The organism is Streptomyces sp. NPDC058239 (assembly GCF_042882185.1).
GTDB lineage: Bacteria > Actinomycetota > Actinomycetes > Streptomycetales > Streptomycetaceae > Streptomyces.
The window spans coordinates 228,829-242,733 of sequence record NZ_JBHVWS010000003.1; the positions used below are offsets into that span (position 1 = coordinate 228,829).

The following is a 13,905-nucleotide window of genomic DNA, read 5'->3' on the forward strand; positions in this document are numbered from 1 at the left end:
GGATACCTGAGGGAGATATGCGCAATATGTCTGTGGTGTCAGGTGTTCCGACCGTGGTGGTGCCCGACTCCGTACGGTTCAAGGCCGCCTGCCCGGACTGCCGCGAGCGGTTCGAGCTGGCAGCGGGCGCCATCCGCCTCGCCGTGGGCGCCAGCCGCCGGACGACGTTCTACTCCTTCACCTGCCCGGAGTGCGGCGCGGCTGTCCGTAAGCCCGCCGGAGAGCGGATTGTTGAGCTCCTCACCGGTGGCGGGGTGCGGACACTGCGCCTCCACACCAGCCTTTAGAACTTCGGATACCTAGACACATTGAGGCTCTGCGCATGTTCTGGCCCATGCTCGCCATCGCCCTGGGGTTTCTCGGGATCGCCGTCCTCGGCGTGCTGGCCGTCAAGGTCTTCATCGAGGCCCAGCGTCTGGGACGTCAGGTGACGCGAACGACCCAGCGCATCAACCGGGCGGCGGAGGACCTGGAGCGGGCCGCGACGGATCTTGCCGCCACCGGTGACGCGTTGCGCTAGATGTACTGCCCCACGATTGTGCGAGCCTGTGAACAGGGGCGATGGATCCGCGAGGGCGCGGCCTCCAGTTTCTCGGGTTCGGAGGGTACGCTGCTGAAGCGGCCCTGAGAGCGAGGCATGGGCCGTAATCGCAAGGATGCATGGGTATTGCCCTGCGTTTACTCCTGCGGGATACGATCGCTGACAGTACGACGATCGGACGTCCGTCCGACGTTCGATCCGCCCCACCCCTGCTGCCTCGGTGAGAAGGTACACGCATATGTTCGGAAGGCTCGGCGCTCCCGAGATCATCCTGATCCTCGTCGTCATTGTTCTGCTGTTCGGCGCGAAGAAGCTTCCTGACATGGCTCGCTCGCTCGGCAAGTCGGCCCGCATCCTCAAGAGCGAGGCCAAGGCCATGAAGTCCGAGGGCAGCCCGTCGGCCACCCCGGCCGAGCCGGCGAACGACGCAGCCCAGGACCAGGCCGCCCCGCGCACCATCAAGGCCGCGCCCGGTGACGTGACCAGTTCGCGGCCGGTCGCCGAGCCGACCGACTCGACCAAGCGCTGACAAGACTCGATCAAGCGCTGACAAGAAACGGGCCGACGCAGGCGCCCTGATCGGTGAGGGCCTGCTGCACGAGATGAGGACGTGGGTTGCTCAAGTCTGCCCGCAAGCAGGAGATGGACCCAGAGGGCCGCATGCCCCTGGTGGAGCACCTGCGTGAGCTGCGCAACCGGCTGGCGAAGGGCATGCTGGCCATCGTTGTCGTGACGATCGCCGCAGCCTTCTACAGCCAGGCGCTGATGGAGTTCCTCTCTGCTCCCGTGCCCCGTTGCGAGAAGGGACTGGGCGAGACAACCGGGGGCGCGTGCGCGGTCATTGCGTACACCGACCTTCTCTCCCCCTTCACGACGACGGTGAAGGTCAGCCTCATGGCCGGCGTCATCATCGCCAGCCCGGTCTGGCTGTACCAGCTGTGGGCGTTCGTGGCGCCCGGGCTCCACAAGCACGAGCGGAAGTACACGTACGCCTTCGTGGCGGCCGCAGTGCCGCTGTTCCTCGGTGGTGCCGCGCTCGCCTACACGATCCTGCCGATCAGCATGCGTGTCCTGTTGGGCATTACGCCCGACGGGTCGGCGAACATCCTCCCGATGGACAAGATCCTCGACTTCACGGTCCGGATGGTGCTCATCTTCGGAGCGGCTTTCGAGCTGCCGCTGCTCCTGATCATGTTGAACCTGACGGGCATAGTGACCGGACGTCGCATGCTCGGCTGGTGGCGCGGTGTGGTCATGGGAGTGTTCGTCTTCGGGGCAGTGGCGACTCCCACCACCGACCCCGTGGGGATGATCGCGCTCGCGGGTCCGATCGTGGTCCTGTACTTCATGGCAGTCGGTTTCTCTGTGCTGAACGACAGGCGGCGACGCCGTGCCGATCCCGACGCCGAACTGGACGACGACGAGGCATCGGATCTGGACCTCACCCCCGAGGACGTCGGTGAGATCGAATCGGTCTCGTCCGCCCGGGCGTTGCCCGCACAGGCGAGTTCGGACCGGGACCGCGTGAACGGTTACGACGACATCACCTGACCTTGTAAGGTCCCCGGGTGACCAGCGAGATCACCCTTTTCGTCAATCCCACCGCAGGACGCGGACGGGGCGCGCACGCCGCGCAGCCGGCCGCTTCCGCGTTGCGGGACGCCGGATTCTCCGTGCGCACGGTTCTCGGCGAGGATGCCGACGACGCCCTGCGGCGGGCCCGTGAGGCCGTCGCGGGCGGGACCGGTGCACTGATAGCCGTCGGTGGGGACGGCATGATGTCCCTCGCCCTGCAGGCGGTCGCGGGAACGACGACCCCGCTCGGGGTCGTGGCCGTCGGCACCGGGAACGACTTCGCCCGCGCGCTCGGGCTGCCGATACGGGATCCGGCCGCCGCCGGACGGCTGGCCGCCGAGGCCCTCAAGGGCGGCGCCGTCCGCGAGATCGACCTCGGCCGGGTCGGTGAGCGGTGGTTCGGATCCGTGCTCGCCTCCGGCTTCGACTCCCGGGTCAACGACCGCGGGAACCGGATGCGGTGGGTCGGCGGGCGGTTCAAGTACGACCTCGCGATCCTCGCCGAACTCGCCGCGTTCAAGCCCATTCCGTACCGCGTCAGGCTGGACGGCGGACCGGTCCGGGAGATCGAGGCGACGCTCATCGCCGTCGGCAACGGATCGACGTACGGAGGCGGCATGCGGATCTGCGCGGACGCCGTCATGGACGACGGGCTGTTCGACGTGACCGTCGTCGGGGACTGCAGCCGCACCACCCTGCTGAAGGTCTTCCCCCGCGTCTACAAGGGAACGCACCTCAGCCACCCCAAGGTCACCGTGCACAGGGTTTCCTCGATCGAGCTGGCCGCAGCCGGTGTCACCGCGTACGCGGATGGTGAACAGCTCGGGGCGCTGCCGCTCACCGCGACCTGTGTGCCGGGTGCGGTGAGAGTGCTCGCGCCGGGTTCTCCCACGGGAATTTAAAGATCGCGTCACTGTCAGAGGCGGCGGGTAGGCTCGTAAGCAAGATGACAGAGGACCTCTCACCAGCTGAGCGATACCAGGCTTCTCGGACCCGTGCCGCCGAGCTGGCCACGGCACTCGCGCCCTTCCGCGAGATGTACGAGTTCGATCTGGACCCCTACCAGATCGAGGCATGCGAGGCACTGGAGGCCGGCAAGGGGGTGCTCGTCGCCGCCCCGACCGGCTCGGGCAAGACCATCGTCGGCGAGTTCGCCGTGCACCTCGCCCTCGAACAGGGCCGCAAGTGCTTCTACACCACCCCGATCAAGGCCCTGTCCAACCAGAAGTTCGCCGATCTGGTCAAGCGCTACGGACCGGAGAAGGTCGGCCTGCTGACCGGTGACAACAGCGTCAACGGCGATGCCCCGGTGGTCGTCATGACCACCGAAGTGCTGCGGAACATGCTGTACGCGGGCTCGCAGGCGCTGCGCGGCCTCGGCTATGTGGTGATGGACGAGGTGCATTACCTCTCCGACCGCTTCCGGGGCGCCGTCTGGGAGGAAGTGATCATTCATCTCCCGGACTCCGTGACCTTGGTGTCACTGTCGGCGACGGTGTCCAACGCCGAGGAGTTCGGCGACTGGCTGGACACCGTCCGCGGCGACACCCAGGTCATCGTCTCCGAGCACCGCCCCGTGCCGCTCTGGCAGCACGTGCTGGCAGGCCGCCGGATGTACGACCTCTTCGAGGAGGAGACCGATCACGGCGGCCGCGGAGCGGGACGCCGCGAGGTCAACCCCGATCTGGTCCGGCTCGTCCGGATGGAGAACCAGCGGGCGTACAACCCGCGTGAACGCCGCCGCGGCAAGATGGTCCGCGAGGCGGACCGTGAGCGCGAACGGCGCCAGCGCAGCCGGATCTGGACCCCGGCCAGGCCCGAGGTCATCGACCGGCTGGACGCCGAAGGGCTGCTCCCCGCCATCACGTTCATCTTCAGCCGGGCCGGCTGCGAGGCCGCCGTACAGCAGTGTCTGCACGCCGGACTACGGCTCAACGACGAGGACAAGCGCCGCCTGGTCCGCGAGATCGTCGAGGAGCGGACCGCATCCATCCCCGGCGAGGACCTCCATGTCCTGGGCTACTACGAGTGGCTCGAAGGGCTGGAGCGAGGCATCGCCGCGCACCACGCAGGCATGCTGCCCACGTTCAAGGAAGTCGTCGAGGAACTGTTCGTACGAGGGCTCGTCAAGGCCGTCTTCGCGACGGAGACCCTCGCCCTCGGCATCAACATGCCCGCACGTTCGGTCGTGTTGGAGAAGCTCGTCAAGTGGAACGGCGAACAGCACGCCGACATCACCCCGGGCGAGTACACCCAGCTGACCGGGCGGGCCGGACGGCGTGGGATCGACGTCGAAGGCCATGCGGTGGTGCTGTGGCAGCGCGGCATGGACCCGGGGGCGCTGGCCGGACTCGCGGGTACGCGTACATATCCGCTGCGGTCCAGCTTCCGGCCCTCGTACAACATGGCCGTGAACCTGGTGCAGCAGTTCGGGCGGCACCGCTCGCGCGAGCTGCTGGAGACCTCCTTCGCACAGTTCCAGGCGGACCGGTCGGTGGTCGGCATCTCCCGCCAGGTCCAGCGGAACGAAGAGGGACTGGAGGGCTACCGGGAGGGCATGACCTGCCACCTCGGTGACTTCGAGGAGTACGCGCGACTGCGCCGCGAACTCAAGGACCGGGAGACGGAGCTCGCCAAGCAGGGCGCGTCGCAGCGGCGGGCCGCGGCCGCGGCGTCCCTGGAGAAGCTCAAGCCCGGCGACGTCATCCATGTCCCCACCGGCAAGTTCGCCGGACTTGCACTGGTCCTCGACCCGGGGCTGCCCGCTGGACGGACCAATGGGCACGGGCACCGCGGGCTCGAATACCACGACGAGCCGCGGCCGTTGGTGCTGACCGCCGAGCGGCAGGTGAAGAGGCTCGCCTCGATCGACTTCCCCGTTCCGGTGGAGGCCGTGGAGCGGATGCGGGTGCCGAAATCCTTCAACCCGCGTTCGCCGCAGTCGCGCCGTGATCTGGCCTCCGCGCTGCGGACCAAGGCCGGGCACATAGTGCCCGAGCGGCACCGCAAGGGGCGGTCCGCCGCGGCCGACGACCGGGAGATCGCCCGCTACCGGGCGGAGCTGCGCGCGCACCCCTGCCACGGGTGCGACGAGCGTGAGGACCATGCGCGATGGGCCGAGCGGTATCACCGGCTGCAGCGCGACACCAGGCAGCTGGAGCGGCGGATCGAGGGGCGGACGAACACGATCGCCCGCACCTTCGACCGGATCGTCGCACTGCTCACCGAGCTCGACTATCTGCGGAGCAATGAGGTCACCGAACACGGGCGGCGGCTTGCGCGGCTCTACGGCGAGCTGGATCTGCTGGCGAGCGAATGTCTGCGGGCCGGGGTGTGGGAGGGCCTGAACCCTGCCGAACTTGCCGCGTGCGTCTCGGCGTTGGTGTACGAGGCGCGGCAGGCCGATGACGCGGTGGCGCCGAAACTGCCGTCGGGGCCCGCGAAGACCGCGCTGGGCGAGATGGTCCGGATCTGGGGTCGGCTCGACGCCCTGGAGGAGGAATTCAAGATCAACCAGGCGGAGGGGGTCGGGCAGCGTGAACCCGACCTGGGGTTTGCCTGGGCGGTCTACATGTGGGCGTCGGGGCGGACGCTGGACGAGGTGCTGAGCGAGGCGGGAATGCCGGCGGGGGACTTCGTGCGGTGGTGCAAGCAGGTGATCGATGTGCTGGGGCAGATTGCGGCCGCGGCTCCGCGGGACGGCAGCTCTGTGGCGCGGAGTGCACGTAAGGCGGTGGAGGCGGTGTTGCGGGGGGTTGTGGCCTACAGCTCCGTGGGGTGAGGTCTGCGGGGTGCGGGGTGGTGCGCCTGCGGCGGGTGTCCTACCCGCGCCTTCCCGAAACCGGGGCTCTGCCCCGGGCCCCGGTCCTCGAACGCCGGACGGGATGGAAGGGTGCCGGACGGGTCGGGTGTACCGGCCCGCCCGGCACCTCTTGGTGTTACGGGGCCGTACGGGCCGCGTCCCGCTTGGCTACTTCCTCGCGGACTATCGGGATGACGTGCCTTCCGAAGTCGATCGCGTCGTCCAGCAGGTCGTAGCCGCGGGCGGACAGGATTTCCACGCCCAGGTCGTAGTAGTCCAGCAGCGCCTGCGCCACCGTCTCCGGTGTTCCCACCAAGGCCGTCGAATTGCCGGCGCCGCCCGTTTCCGCCGCGGTCGGTGTCCATAGTGCCCGGTCGTGGCGCTCGTTCTCGGCGGCCACTGCGAGGAGTCGTTGAGAGCCGGCGTTCTCCGGGCTGTTCAGCGGGGGACGGCGGCTCAGCGGTGCGCCTGCCTTGCGTGCCTTGATGCGTGCCAGCGTTCGGTGAGCCTTTTCCCAGGCCAGTTCCTCGGTCGGTGCGATGATCGGCCGGAAGGCGACTTGGATCCTGGGGACGTCCCGACGGCCGGCTGCCTTCGCCGCGGCCTTCACCGATGCGATCTGTTCCGCGGTCTGTGCCAGCGGTTCGCCCCACAGGCAGTAGATGTCGGCCTCGGCGCCCCCGGCCGCGTACGCCGCCGGTGAGGAACCCCCGAACGAGACCCGCGGATGCGGCTGTTGCACAGGGAAGGTGTCGCTCACGAAGTCGTTGAAGCGGTAGTGCGTACCCTCGTGGTCGAAGGGCTCGTGCGAAGTCCACGCCTTCTTGATGATCCGGATGGCCTCACGGGTGCGCGCGTATCGCTCGTCCTTGGTGAGGAAGTCGCCCTCGCGCTGCTGCTCATGGTCATTGCCGCCGGTGATGAAATGCACGGCGAGGCGGCCGTCGCTGATCCGGTCCAGGGTTGCGAAGGTCTTGGCCGCGAACGTCGGGTACGAGACGTTGGGACGGTGCGCGACCAGGATCTGGAGCGTTTCGGTGCGGGCCGCGATGTAGGCGGCGGCGGGGGACGGGTCGGGGGAGCCGGAGCCGTAGGCGAACAGCACTCGGTCCCAGCCGTGGTCCTCGTGTGCGCGGGCCAGTTTGAGCGTGTACGTCTTGTCGAAGGACGCCCCGGAGCGGGGTGTCACTTCGGAACCTTCATTGGTTGCTGCGATGCCGAGAAACTCGACGGGCATGGCGAAGCCTCATCTCGTGCTGCGGGGGAACCGGTCGTGTGAAGCGCTGACGTCGGAGCAGTCAGGAACAACACGAGGCGGACCACACTCGACCGAAGTCGATGTGGTCACGGGTGACCAGCCGCAGCTGAGGGCGCATCTGCCCAGTGGAACAGGCGTGTTGGTGCCGAGTCAACTGTTTCTGGGGTCAACGACCGAGGTACGCGCGCCACCCGCCGTGCGATGTGATGTCCGCGGCGCCTTCCAGCGCGTACGGCTCGCACAGGAAACCGGTCACCGCGGCTCCGTCCGCGAGTTCGACCCGGCCCAGCGTCATGGGCGCCGGGAGAGCGGCGACGAGTCGCCCGAGTCCTTCGGCGGGCAGCTCCCACAGCTCTGCCTCGATCGCGGCCCCGCCCTCCCCGATCCGTTCCAGGCCGGGCTTGGGCGGGTCCGTGCGCAGGGCGTGCAGACGGTAGACGGGGGCGGTGGTCGTGGTACGGACCAGACGGGCGCCCAGGGAGAGGAGTTGGGGGTTCAGAGGTTCGCCGGTCAGGTGGGCGCCCACCACCGCGATCCGGGTGGGCGGGGTCAGCAGCGTGGCGATTCGGGCCAGGCGTTCATCGGTGTGCGCCGGGCCGATCAGCATCACGCCGAACGGCAGGCCGTCCACCTCGCCCGCAGGGGCTGCCACCGCGCACAGGTCGAACGGATTGGTGGAGTTGGTGAACCGGCCGAGGCGGGCATTGGCGCCCAGCGGGTCGGCGGCGACCTCGGCGAGCGTGGGGTGGCCCGGTGCGGTGGGCAGCAGGAGGGCGTCCGCGTCGCCGAGCGCGGCTGTTGCGGCGGTGCGGAGGGCGGCCAGCCTCGCCTGGTCGGCGAAGAGCCGGTGCGCCGGGATGTCACGGGACGCGGTGATGATCCGGGCGACCGTGGGGTCGAGGTCGGGCGCGGTGGGTGCGCCGTCGATGAATGCTCCCACCGCGGTGTAGCGCTCGGCGACGAACGCACCCTCGTACAGCATCGCGGCGGCCTCGGTGAACGCGGTCAGGTCGATGGCCCGGAGCACCGCGCCCGCCGCACGGAGGCGGGCAGGTGCGGCGCTGCGGATCGTGGGCGTGAGGGCCTGAGGTCCGGGAACGGTCGAGGTCCGGGAGCGGTGGGCGTCAGGGCTTTAGGTACGGCTGTGCGGACGGCTCGCCCGGGGACGTGGACAGGCCGGCGCGGCAAGCCAGTTGGAGGGCGAGCCGGACATCCGGATCGTTCAGATCGGCGCCCGTCAGCTGGACGATCTTGCGAATGCGGGCGCCCACCGCGTTCCGGTGCAGATGCAGGGCCTCTGCCGCGCGGGCGGGCGAGTTGTTGTGGTCCAGATACCCCTGGAGCGTGCGCAGCAGCGGCTCGGCGCGTTCCGGACCCAATGCCAGTACGGGGGCCAGGAGTTCGGCGACCGCTTCGCGCGCCGTGTCGGAGGCGTACCACTCCAGCAGCATCCGGTCGAGGCCCACCGCGTCATGCGCGGCCACCGTCGGCCCCGCATCGCGCGGCACGGCGGCCCGGGCCTCACGGGCGGAGGTGCGGATACCCAGCGGGCCCCGGTGCGGTGAGCCCACGCCGCATCTCAACCCGGCCTCGGGGCGCAGTCCGGCCAGCCGGTCCACCACACGTCGGGCACGGGCCAGGGTGGCGCGCCGCCCGTCCGTCCCCGGGTCGGCGGGCCAGGTGCTCAGCAGGACGAGGGCATCGTCGACCAGGGCGGCATTCCACTGGACGGTGTCGGTGGGCGGTAGCACGGGGGCGGTGGCGTGCGCCGCCGGTCCGTCCCAGGCCCGCAGCAGGGTCAGCGCCTGGGACATCACCGCGTCCAGTGCCTTCGGCCGGTTCGCGGCGTCGAGGCCGCCGGCCTCCACCCGCAGTGCGATGTGCCAGCCGTCGACGGGCAGCGCGAGCGCCCGGCCCCGGGCAGCCAGTCGGGCGGCCTGGTCCTGCGGGGCCACGAGCAGTTCGGCGAGCAGCCGGCCGCGGGATCGCACGGGGACGTCGCCGTGTCCGCCGCCCGCTGCCGCGAGGGCCGCCAGCGCGAGGACGGAGCGCACCGCCGACCCCGCGTGACCGGTGCGGGCCGGGGCTGCGAGCCGGATCTCGCCGTCCGGACCCGCGGCGGCCGCGCCCTCCTCGCCCGGACCCGCTGCCCGCAGCTCCACGGGTACGCCGAGCGCGCGGGCAGCCGCCGCGGCCACCCGGTCCGGGTCACCCGCAACGGCCGGCACCTCCAGTGCCGCGGCCGCGACCCGGGCCAGCGCGTCGGCCGCGGACCCGGCCACCGCCCGCTCCACGGCCACCACGAGTCCGGCGAGATCCCCGTAGGCGTACAGCACCGCGACCCGGCCCCGCTCGGCGAGCGCCCGCGCCGTGGCGGTCACCTCGGCGGGCAGCCCGTGCGGCGCCTTGGTCACACCCGTCAGGACCAGTGCGGCGGCCCCGGCTGCCGCCGCGTCCCGCACCGCCACATCCAGCAGATGCCCCGGCACCGGCGCCAGCAGCACGGCGACCGTCCCGGCGGGCAGGGCGGCGAGCCGGTCCGGGCGCGGTTCCAGGCGCACCCCCGTGACCTCCACCGCGTCGAGCGGGCCCACCAGCGGTCGGACCCCGTCGAGTCCGGGGGAGGAGAGGAGCTCCAAGATGTTCGGCATCCGTCCAAGTGTGCTGCAAGCACATCGAGCCGTTCAATCGTGAGCCGCCGGCCCATACGGGGCGTGCTCTGCCTCCCTACGCTGGGGTTCATGCACGTGGACGCCGGAGCACTCGCCGACTTCGCGCGGGGCTGTGCCGTCCTGGGATCAGGGGGCGGCGGACCCGCCGATGTGACCCTTCCCGTCGCCGGACAGGCGATCGAGGAGTGCGGTCCGGTGCCCGTCGTCGACCCGGCCGCGCTGCCCGCCGACGCGCTCGTCATGCCCGTCGGGCTCGTGGGGTCGCCCGCGGTCGCCGCCGAGCGGATCGGCGGCCGGGACGAACCCGCACGGCTGCGTGCCCGCTTCGAGACCCTGCACGGTGCGCCGGTGGCCGCGGTGATGAGCAGCGAGATCGGCGGCCTCAACGGCTGCGTCGCCGTCGCCTGGGCGGCCCGGCTGGAGCTGCCGCTGCTCGATGCCGACTCGATGGGCCGCGCCTTTCCGCGCATGGACCAGAACGTTCTCGAACTGGCCGGACTGCGCCCGGGACCGGCCGTCCTCGCCGACGAACACGGCCACACCGTCGTCATCGACGATGTCGACGGCGCGCACCTCGAACAGTTCGCCCGCGCCGCCGTCGTCGCCTTCGGCGGGCGTGCCGCATCCACCGACTACCCGCTCACCGCCGGGCAGGCGGCCCGGCACGCCGTCGCCGGATCCGTCACGCGCGCACTCGCCCTCGGCCGCGGCGAAGGCCCGGCAGCGCTGCTCACCGGCAAGGTCTCCTCGGTCCGCAGGTACGCCACCGAGGGCGCCGACGGCGACGACGCGACGGGCGTTCTGCTGGAGGGCGCGGGCCCCGATGCGGGACGGCTGGTGCTCGTCGAGGCCCGCAGCGAGTTCGTCGCGGCCCTGGAGGACGGCACACCGCTCGCCGTGGTGCCGGACGTGATCGCCCTGGTCGATGTACGGACGGGCTGGGCCGTCCCGGTCGAGGAGGTCCGCTACGGCCTCCGCGTCCACCTCGTCACGCTGCCCTCCGCCCCGGCCTGGTACACGCCGAACGGGCTGCGACTGGCGGGCCCGTCCGCCTTCGGCCTCGCAGGACTCGCAGGCCTCGGTGGGTCCGGTGGGGTCGCCCGGGACGGTTCTCCGAGCACTCGCAGTCGCCCGCCCCGGGGAGGCACCCCGTGATCCTCGGTGTGGATGTAGGGCCCACCAACACCGATGCCGTCCTCCTCGACGGTGATCGGGCGGTACGGGCCGTCAAGGTTCCCTCGGTCGCCGGCGACGCCGTCGGGTCGCTCGCCGCTGCCGTCGGCGCGCTGCCTGCCGAGCTGCGCCGCCGGGCCACCCAGCTCGCCGTGGGGCTGCGGGTCGCTGCCCGTGCGGTGAAGGAGCGGGACGGGCTGGCCCGGGTCGGAGTGCTGCGCGTCGGGGGCGCCGCCGCCGACGCCGTGCGGCCGTTGTTCGGCTGGCCCGAGGCACTGCGCGACGCCGTGTGCGCGGGCACCGCGAATGTCAGGGGCGGCGGGGGCCTCGCCCCGCGTGACACCACTCCGCTCGACCGGGACGCCGTCGCCCGGTTCGGCGCCGCGCTCGCGGGCCGCGCCGAGGCGTTCGCGGTCACCGCCGTGTTCTCGCCCGTCGACGGCAGCCAGGAGCGGGAGGCCGCCGAGATCCTGCGTGCCGAGACGGGCCCCGAAACGACCGTCCTGCTCTCCAGCGACGTCGGCACCCTCGACCTGCTGGCCCGAGAGAACGCCACGGTCCTCGACGCGGCCCTGTCCGTGCTCGTGGCGCGGGTGGCCGGCGAACTGACCGCCACCCTCCCGGGCCTCGGCCTCGCCCCCGGTGCCGCCGTCCTCGTCACCCGCAGCGACGGCACCCTGATGAGCCTGGAGTATCTGCGCCGCCAGCCCGGACTCAGCCTGGGCAGCGGCCCGGCCTGCACCATCCGCGGCGCCGGACTCCTGGCCGGACTCCGCGACGCCGTGGTCGCCGACATCGGCGAACGCCGGGCCCGGGTCGGAGCACTGACCGGCGGCTATCCGCAGGAGGCCGGCCCCGGCGAGCGCATCGGCGGCGTCCCGGTCACCCTGCGCTTCCCCGACCTGATCACCGTGAGCGCCGACGCACACCGCGAACTGGCCGAGGCCGCCGACCGGATGCGCCCCGCGGCCGGACTCCTCCCGCTGATCCTGGTCGGCGGCGGTGCGGACGGTGTGCCCGGCCGGGTACTCACCGGATTCGACGTCGTACGGCCCGAACACGGCGGCGTCGCCGGGGCGTTCGGCGCCGCGGCCAGCCCGGTCGGCGGGCACTGCGACCGCATCGTCCGCCGAGGGACCGGCCGCCGCCTCGATGTCGTACGCGACGAGGTACGGGACCTGGCCCGGGCCGGCGCCGTACGGGCAGGGGCCGATCCGCGGCGCGTACGCACCCATGCCGAGCCGGACCTGCCGGTGCCTTATCTGCCCGGCGCGGTACTCCTTCGCGCACGGGCCGTGGGACCGCCTCTCCCGCTCTGACCCCCGCTCCCCACCTCATTTCTCCCCTTCGGAGCAGCCCGGTGCCGTGCTGCTGCGCCCTCCTGCCCGCCCCGCCCACCCGAGGACCGTCCCCATGACCCAGCAGTTCGATGTGCAACCACAGCCGTCCGCACAGAAGCAGAAGCAGAAGCAGCCGCTGCAGCAGTCGCAGGCGCAGACGGACGAGGACTACCCGCTTGAGCGGGTGCCGCGCGCGGCCCGCTACTCCTGGTTCAACGTCGCCGTGCAGCGCTTCGGCCAGCTCTCCGACCTGACGCAGTTCCTGCTGGGCGCCGCGCTCGGCGCCGGGCTCTCCTTCTGGGGCGCGTTCTGGGCGTTCACGCTCGGCTCGGTGATCCTGGAGATCGTCTGCATCTTCGTAGGCATCGCCGGTATGCGGGAGGGCCTGTCCACCTCGATGCTGGTCCGCTGGACCGGCTTCGGACGTTACGGCTCCACCCTCATCGGACTTGTCATCGCGGTCAGCCTGTTCGGCTGGTTCGGTGTGCAGACGGCGGTGTTCGCGGCCGGACTGCACTCCATCGTGCCCGCGCTGCCCGTCTGGGCCTGGTGCCTGATCTGCGGGCTCGCCGTCACCGCGCTCGTGCTGCGTGGTTTCCGCGCCATGGGCTGGACCGCGTTCGTCACCGTCCCCGCCTTTCTCGGCCTCGCGGGCTGGGCGATGATGGTCGAGTTCTCGCGGCACAACATCGGCGATCTGGTGGCCTCCGCGCCGTTCGGCGCCCACATGTCCATCGCCACCGGCGCGACCATAGTCGCCGGCTCGTACATCGTCGGCGCGGTCACCACCCCCGACATGACCCGCTTCAACCGCAACACCGGCGATGTCGTCAAGCAGACCGTCGTCGGCATCAGCCTCGGCGAGTACGTCCTGGGCCTCGGCGGTGTGCTGCTCGCCTACGCGGTGAAGTCCTCCGACCTGATCGCCATCATCACGTCCTCCTCCGGAGTCATCGGCGTCATCGTCCTGGTCTCCGCCACCGTGAAGATCAACAACTGGAATCTTTACTCGTCGTCGCTCGGCCTGATCGGCGCGGTCGAGGCGCTCTTCAAGGTCCGGCTGAACCGGGTCGGTACGACCGTCACGATCGGGGTGCTCGGCAGCCTCGCCGCCGCCGCCGGAATCCTGGACCGGTTCACCGACTTCCTCACGGTGCTCGGCGTCCTCACCCCGCCGGTCGCCGGAATCATGGTCGCCGAGTACTTCGTGGTGAAGAAGTGGCGGCCGCAGCTCGACGCGTCCCGCTCCGTCGGACGGCTGCCCGAGACCGAACCCAGCTGGGTGCCGGCCACGATCGCCCTGTGGGCCGCCGGATCCCTCTTCGGCTGGCTCGGCGACCACTACCAGTGGTGGGGGATCCCGGCACTCAACTCCCTGCTGCTGGCCGGGCTCGGCTACGTCGTCCTCGGCAAGCTCGGCCTGGTGCGCGGCGCCCGCGACCTGCCGTTCGCACAGCCCGTACGACCCGCCGCGGCGATCGAGGCGGAAGCGGGCACGGCCTGGTCGTCGAACGCCACCGCCTGACCCGTACTCCCACCCCCTA

General features: G+C 71.1%; 11 protein-coding genes and 1 pseudogene. 9 read left to right on the plus strand and 3 right to left on the minus strand.

Annotated features, from left to right (window positions below; all coding sequences use genetic code 11):
* Positions 1–17: 17 nt before the first annotated feature.
* The 6 genes from ACFVYE_RS06015 (at position 18) to ACFVYE_RS06040 (ending at position 5,897) form a co-directional block, all read left to right on the plus strand.
* On the plus strand, positions 18–287 hold the full coding sequence (locus tag ACFVYE_RS06015) for a hypothetical protein (RefSeq protein ID WP_383963759.1): 270 nt from the start codon (positions 18–20) through the stop codon (positions 285–287).
* Positions 288–322: 35 nt separating this feature from the next.
* Positions 323–520: a hypothetical protein gene (locus ACFVYE_RS06020; RefSeq protein WP_382950814.1), complete on the plus strand. Its 198-nt coding sequence runs from the start codon at positions 323–325 to the stop codon at positions 518–520.
* Between the two features lie 259 nt (positions 521–779).
* Positions 780–1,070, plus strand: a complete 291-nt coding sequence (gene tatA / locus ACFVYE_RS06025) for a Sec-independent protein translocase subunit TatA (RefSeq protein ID WP_327276145.1) — start codon at positions 780–782, stop codon at positions 1,068–1,070.
* A 131-nt stretch (positions 1,071–1,201) separates the two neighbouring features.
* Positions 1,202–2,092 (plus strand): twin-arginine translocase subunit TatC, encoded by an 891-nt coding sequence (gene tatC / locus ACFVYE_RS06030; protein ID WP_383963863.1) that lies wholly within the window; start codon positions 1,202–1,204, stop codon positions 2,090–2,092.
* A gap of 17 nt (positions 2,093–2,109) precedes the next feature.
* The gene (locus ACFVYE_RS06035; RefSeq protein WP_383963762.1) at positions 2,110–3,018 is read left to right on the plus strand and encodes a diacylglycerol kinase; all 909 of its coding nucleotides are present in this window, start codon (positions 2,110–2,112) and stop codon (positions 3,016–3,018) included.
* Positions 3,019–3,062: 44 nt separating this feature from the next.
* Positions 3,063–5,897 (plus strand): DEAD/DEAH box helicase, encoded by a 2,835-nt coding sequence (locus ACFVYE_RS06040; RefSeq protein ID WP_383963764.1) that lies wholly within the window; start codon positions 3,063–3,065, stop codon positions 5,895–5,897.
* Positions 5,898–6,054: 157 nt separating this feature from the next.
* Here the strand turns inward: ACFVYE_RS06040 and ACFVYE_RS06045 are convergent, their stop codons facing one another.
* The 3 genes and pseudogenes from ACFVYE_RS06045 to ACFVYE_RS06055 form a co-directional block, all read right to left on the minus strand.
* On the minus strand, positions 6,055–7,155 hold the full coding sequence (locus ACFVYE_RS06045; protein WP_389604291.1) for an LLM class flavin-dependent oxidoreductase: 1,101 nt from the start codon (positions 7,153–7,155) through the stop codon (positions 6,055–6,057).
* Positions 7,156–7,342: 187 nt separating this feature from the next.
* Positions 7,343–8,236 (minus strand): annotated as a pseudogene (locus ACFVYE_RS06050) (amidase family protein); the annotation flags it as partial.
* A 64-nt stretch (positions 8,237–8,300) separates the two neighbouring features.
* Positions 8,301–9,827, minus strand: a complete 1,527-nt coding sequence (locus tag ACFVYE_RS06055; RefSeq protein ID WP_383963770.1) for a PucR family transcriptional regulator — start codon at positions 9,825–9,827, stop codon at positions 8,301–8,303.
* 90 nt (positions 9,828–9,917) lie between these two features.
* Between ACFVYE_RS06055 and ACFVYE_RS06060 the strand changes: the two genes are divergently transcribed.
* The 3 genes from ACFVYE_RS06060 (at position 9,918) to ACFVYE_RS06070 (ending at position 13,886) form a co-directional block, all read left to right on the plus strand.
* A complete protein-coding gene (locus ACFVYE_RS06060; RefSeq protein ID WP_383963771.1) occupies positions 9,918–11,003 on the plus strand; it encodes a DUF917 domain-containing protein in 1,086 nt (361 codons plus the stop codon).
* A complete protein-coding gene (locus tag ACFVYE_RS06065; protein WP_389604294.1) occupies positions 11,000–12,340 on the plus strand; it encodes a hydantoinase/oxoprolinase N-terminal domain-containing protein in 1,341 nt (446 codons plus the stop codon). Before ACFVYE_RS06060 ends, ACFVYE_RS06065 begins: the two co-directional genes overlap by 4 nt.
* A gap of 94 nt (positions 12,341–12,434) precedes the next feature.
* Entirely contained in the window at positions 12,435–13,886 is a 1,452-nt protein-coding gene (locus ACFVYE_RS06070) for a purine-cytosine permease family protein (RefSeq protein WP_389604296.1), read from the plus strand.
* The last annotated feature ends 19 nt before the right edge of the window (positions 13,887–13,905 follow it).

What these genes read in the sequence shown, in the direction of transcription:
- ACFVYE_RS06045 (WP_389604291.1), bottom strand. Translation starts at nt 7,155, where the DNA reads ATGCCCGTCGAGTTTCTCGGCATCGCAGCAACCAATGAAGGTTCCGAA.
- tatA (WP_327276145.1), top strand. Translation starts at nt 780, where the DNA reads ATGTTCGGAAGGCTCGGCGCTCCCGAGATCATCCTGATCCTCGTCGTC.
- ACFVYE_RS06015 (WP_383963759.1), top strand. Translation starts at nt 18, where the DNA reads ATGCGCAATATGTCTGTGGTGTCAGGTGTTCCGACCGTGGTGGTGCCC.
- ACFVYE_RS06040 (WP_383963764.1), top strand. Translation starts at nt 3,063, where the DNA reads ATGACAGAGGACCTCTCACCAGCTGAGCGATACCAGGCTTCTCGGACC.
- ACFVYE_RS06055 (WP_383963770.1), bottom strand. Translation starts at nt 9,827, where the DNA reads ATGCCGAACATCTTGGAGCTCCTCTCCTCCCCCGGACTCGACGGGGTC.
- tatC (WP_383963863.1), top strand. Translation starts at nt 1,202, where the DNA reads ATGCCCCTGGTGGAGCACCTGCGTGAGCTGCGCAACCGGCTGGCGAAG.
- ACFVYE_RS06070 (WP_389604296.1), top strand. Translation starts at nt 12,435, where the DNA reads ATGACCCAGCAGTTCGATGTGCAACCACAGCCGTCCGCACAGAAGCAG.
- ACFVYE_RS06020 (WP_382950814.1), top strand. Translation starts at nt 323, where the DNA reads ATGTTCTGGCCCATGCTCGCCATCGCCCTGGGGTTTCTCGGGATCGCC.
- ACFVYE_RS06060 (WP_383963771.1), top strand. Translation starts at nt 9,918, where the DNA reads ATGCACGTGGACGCCGGAGCACTCGCCGACTTCGCGCGGGGCTGTGCC.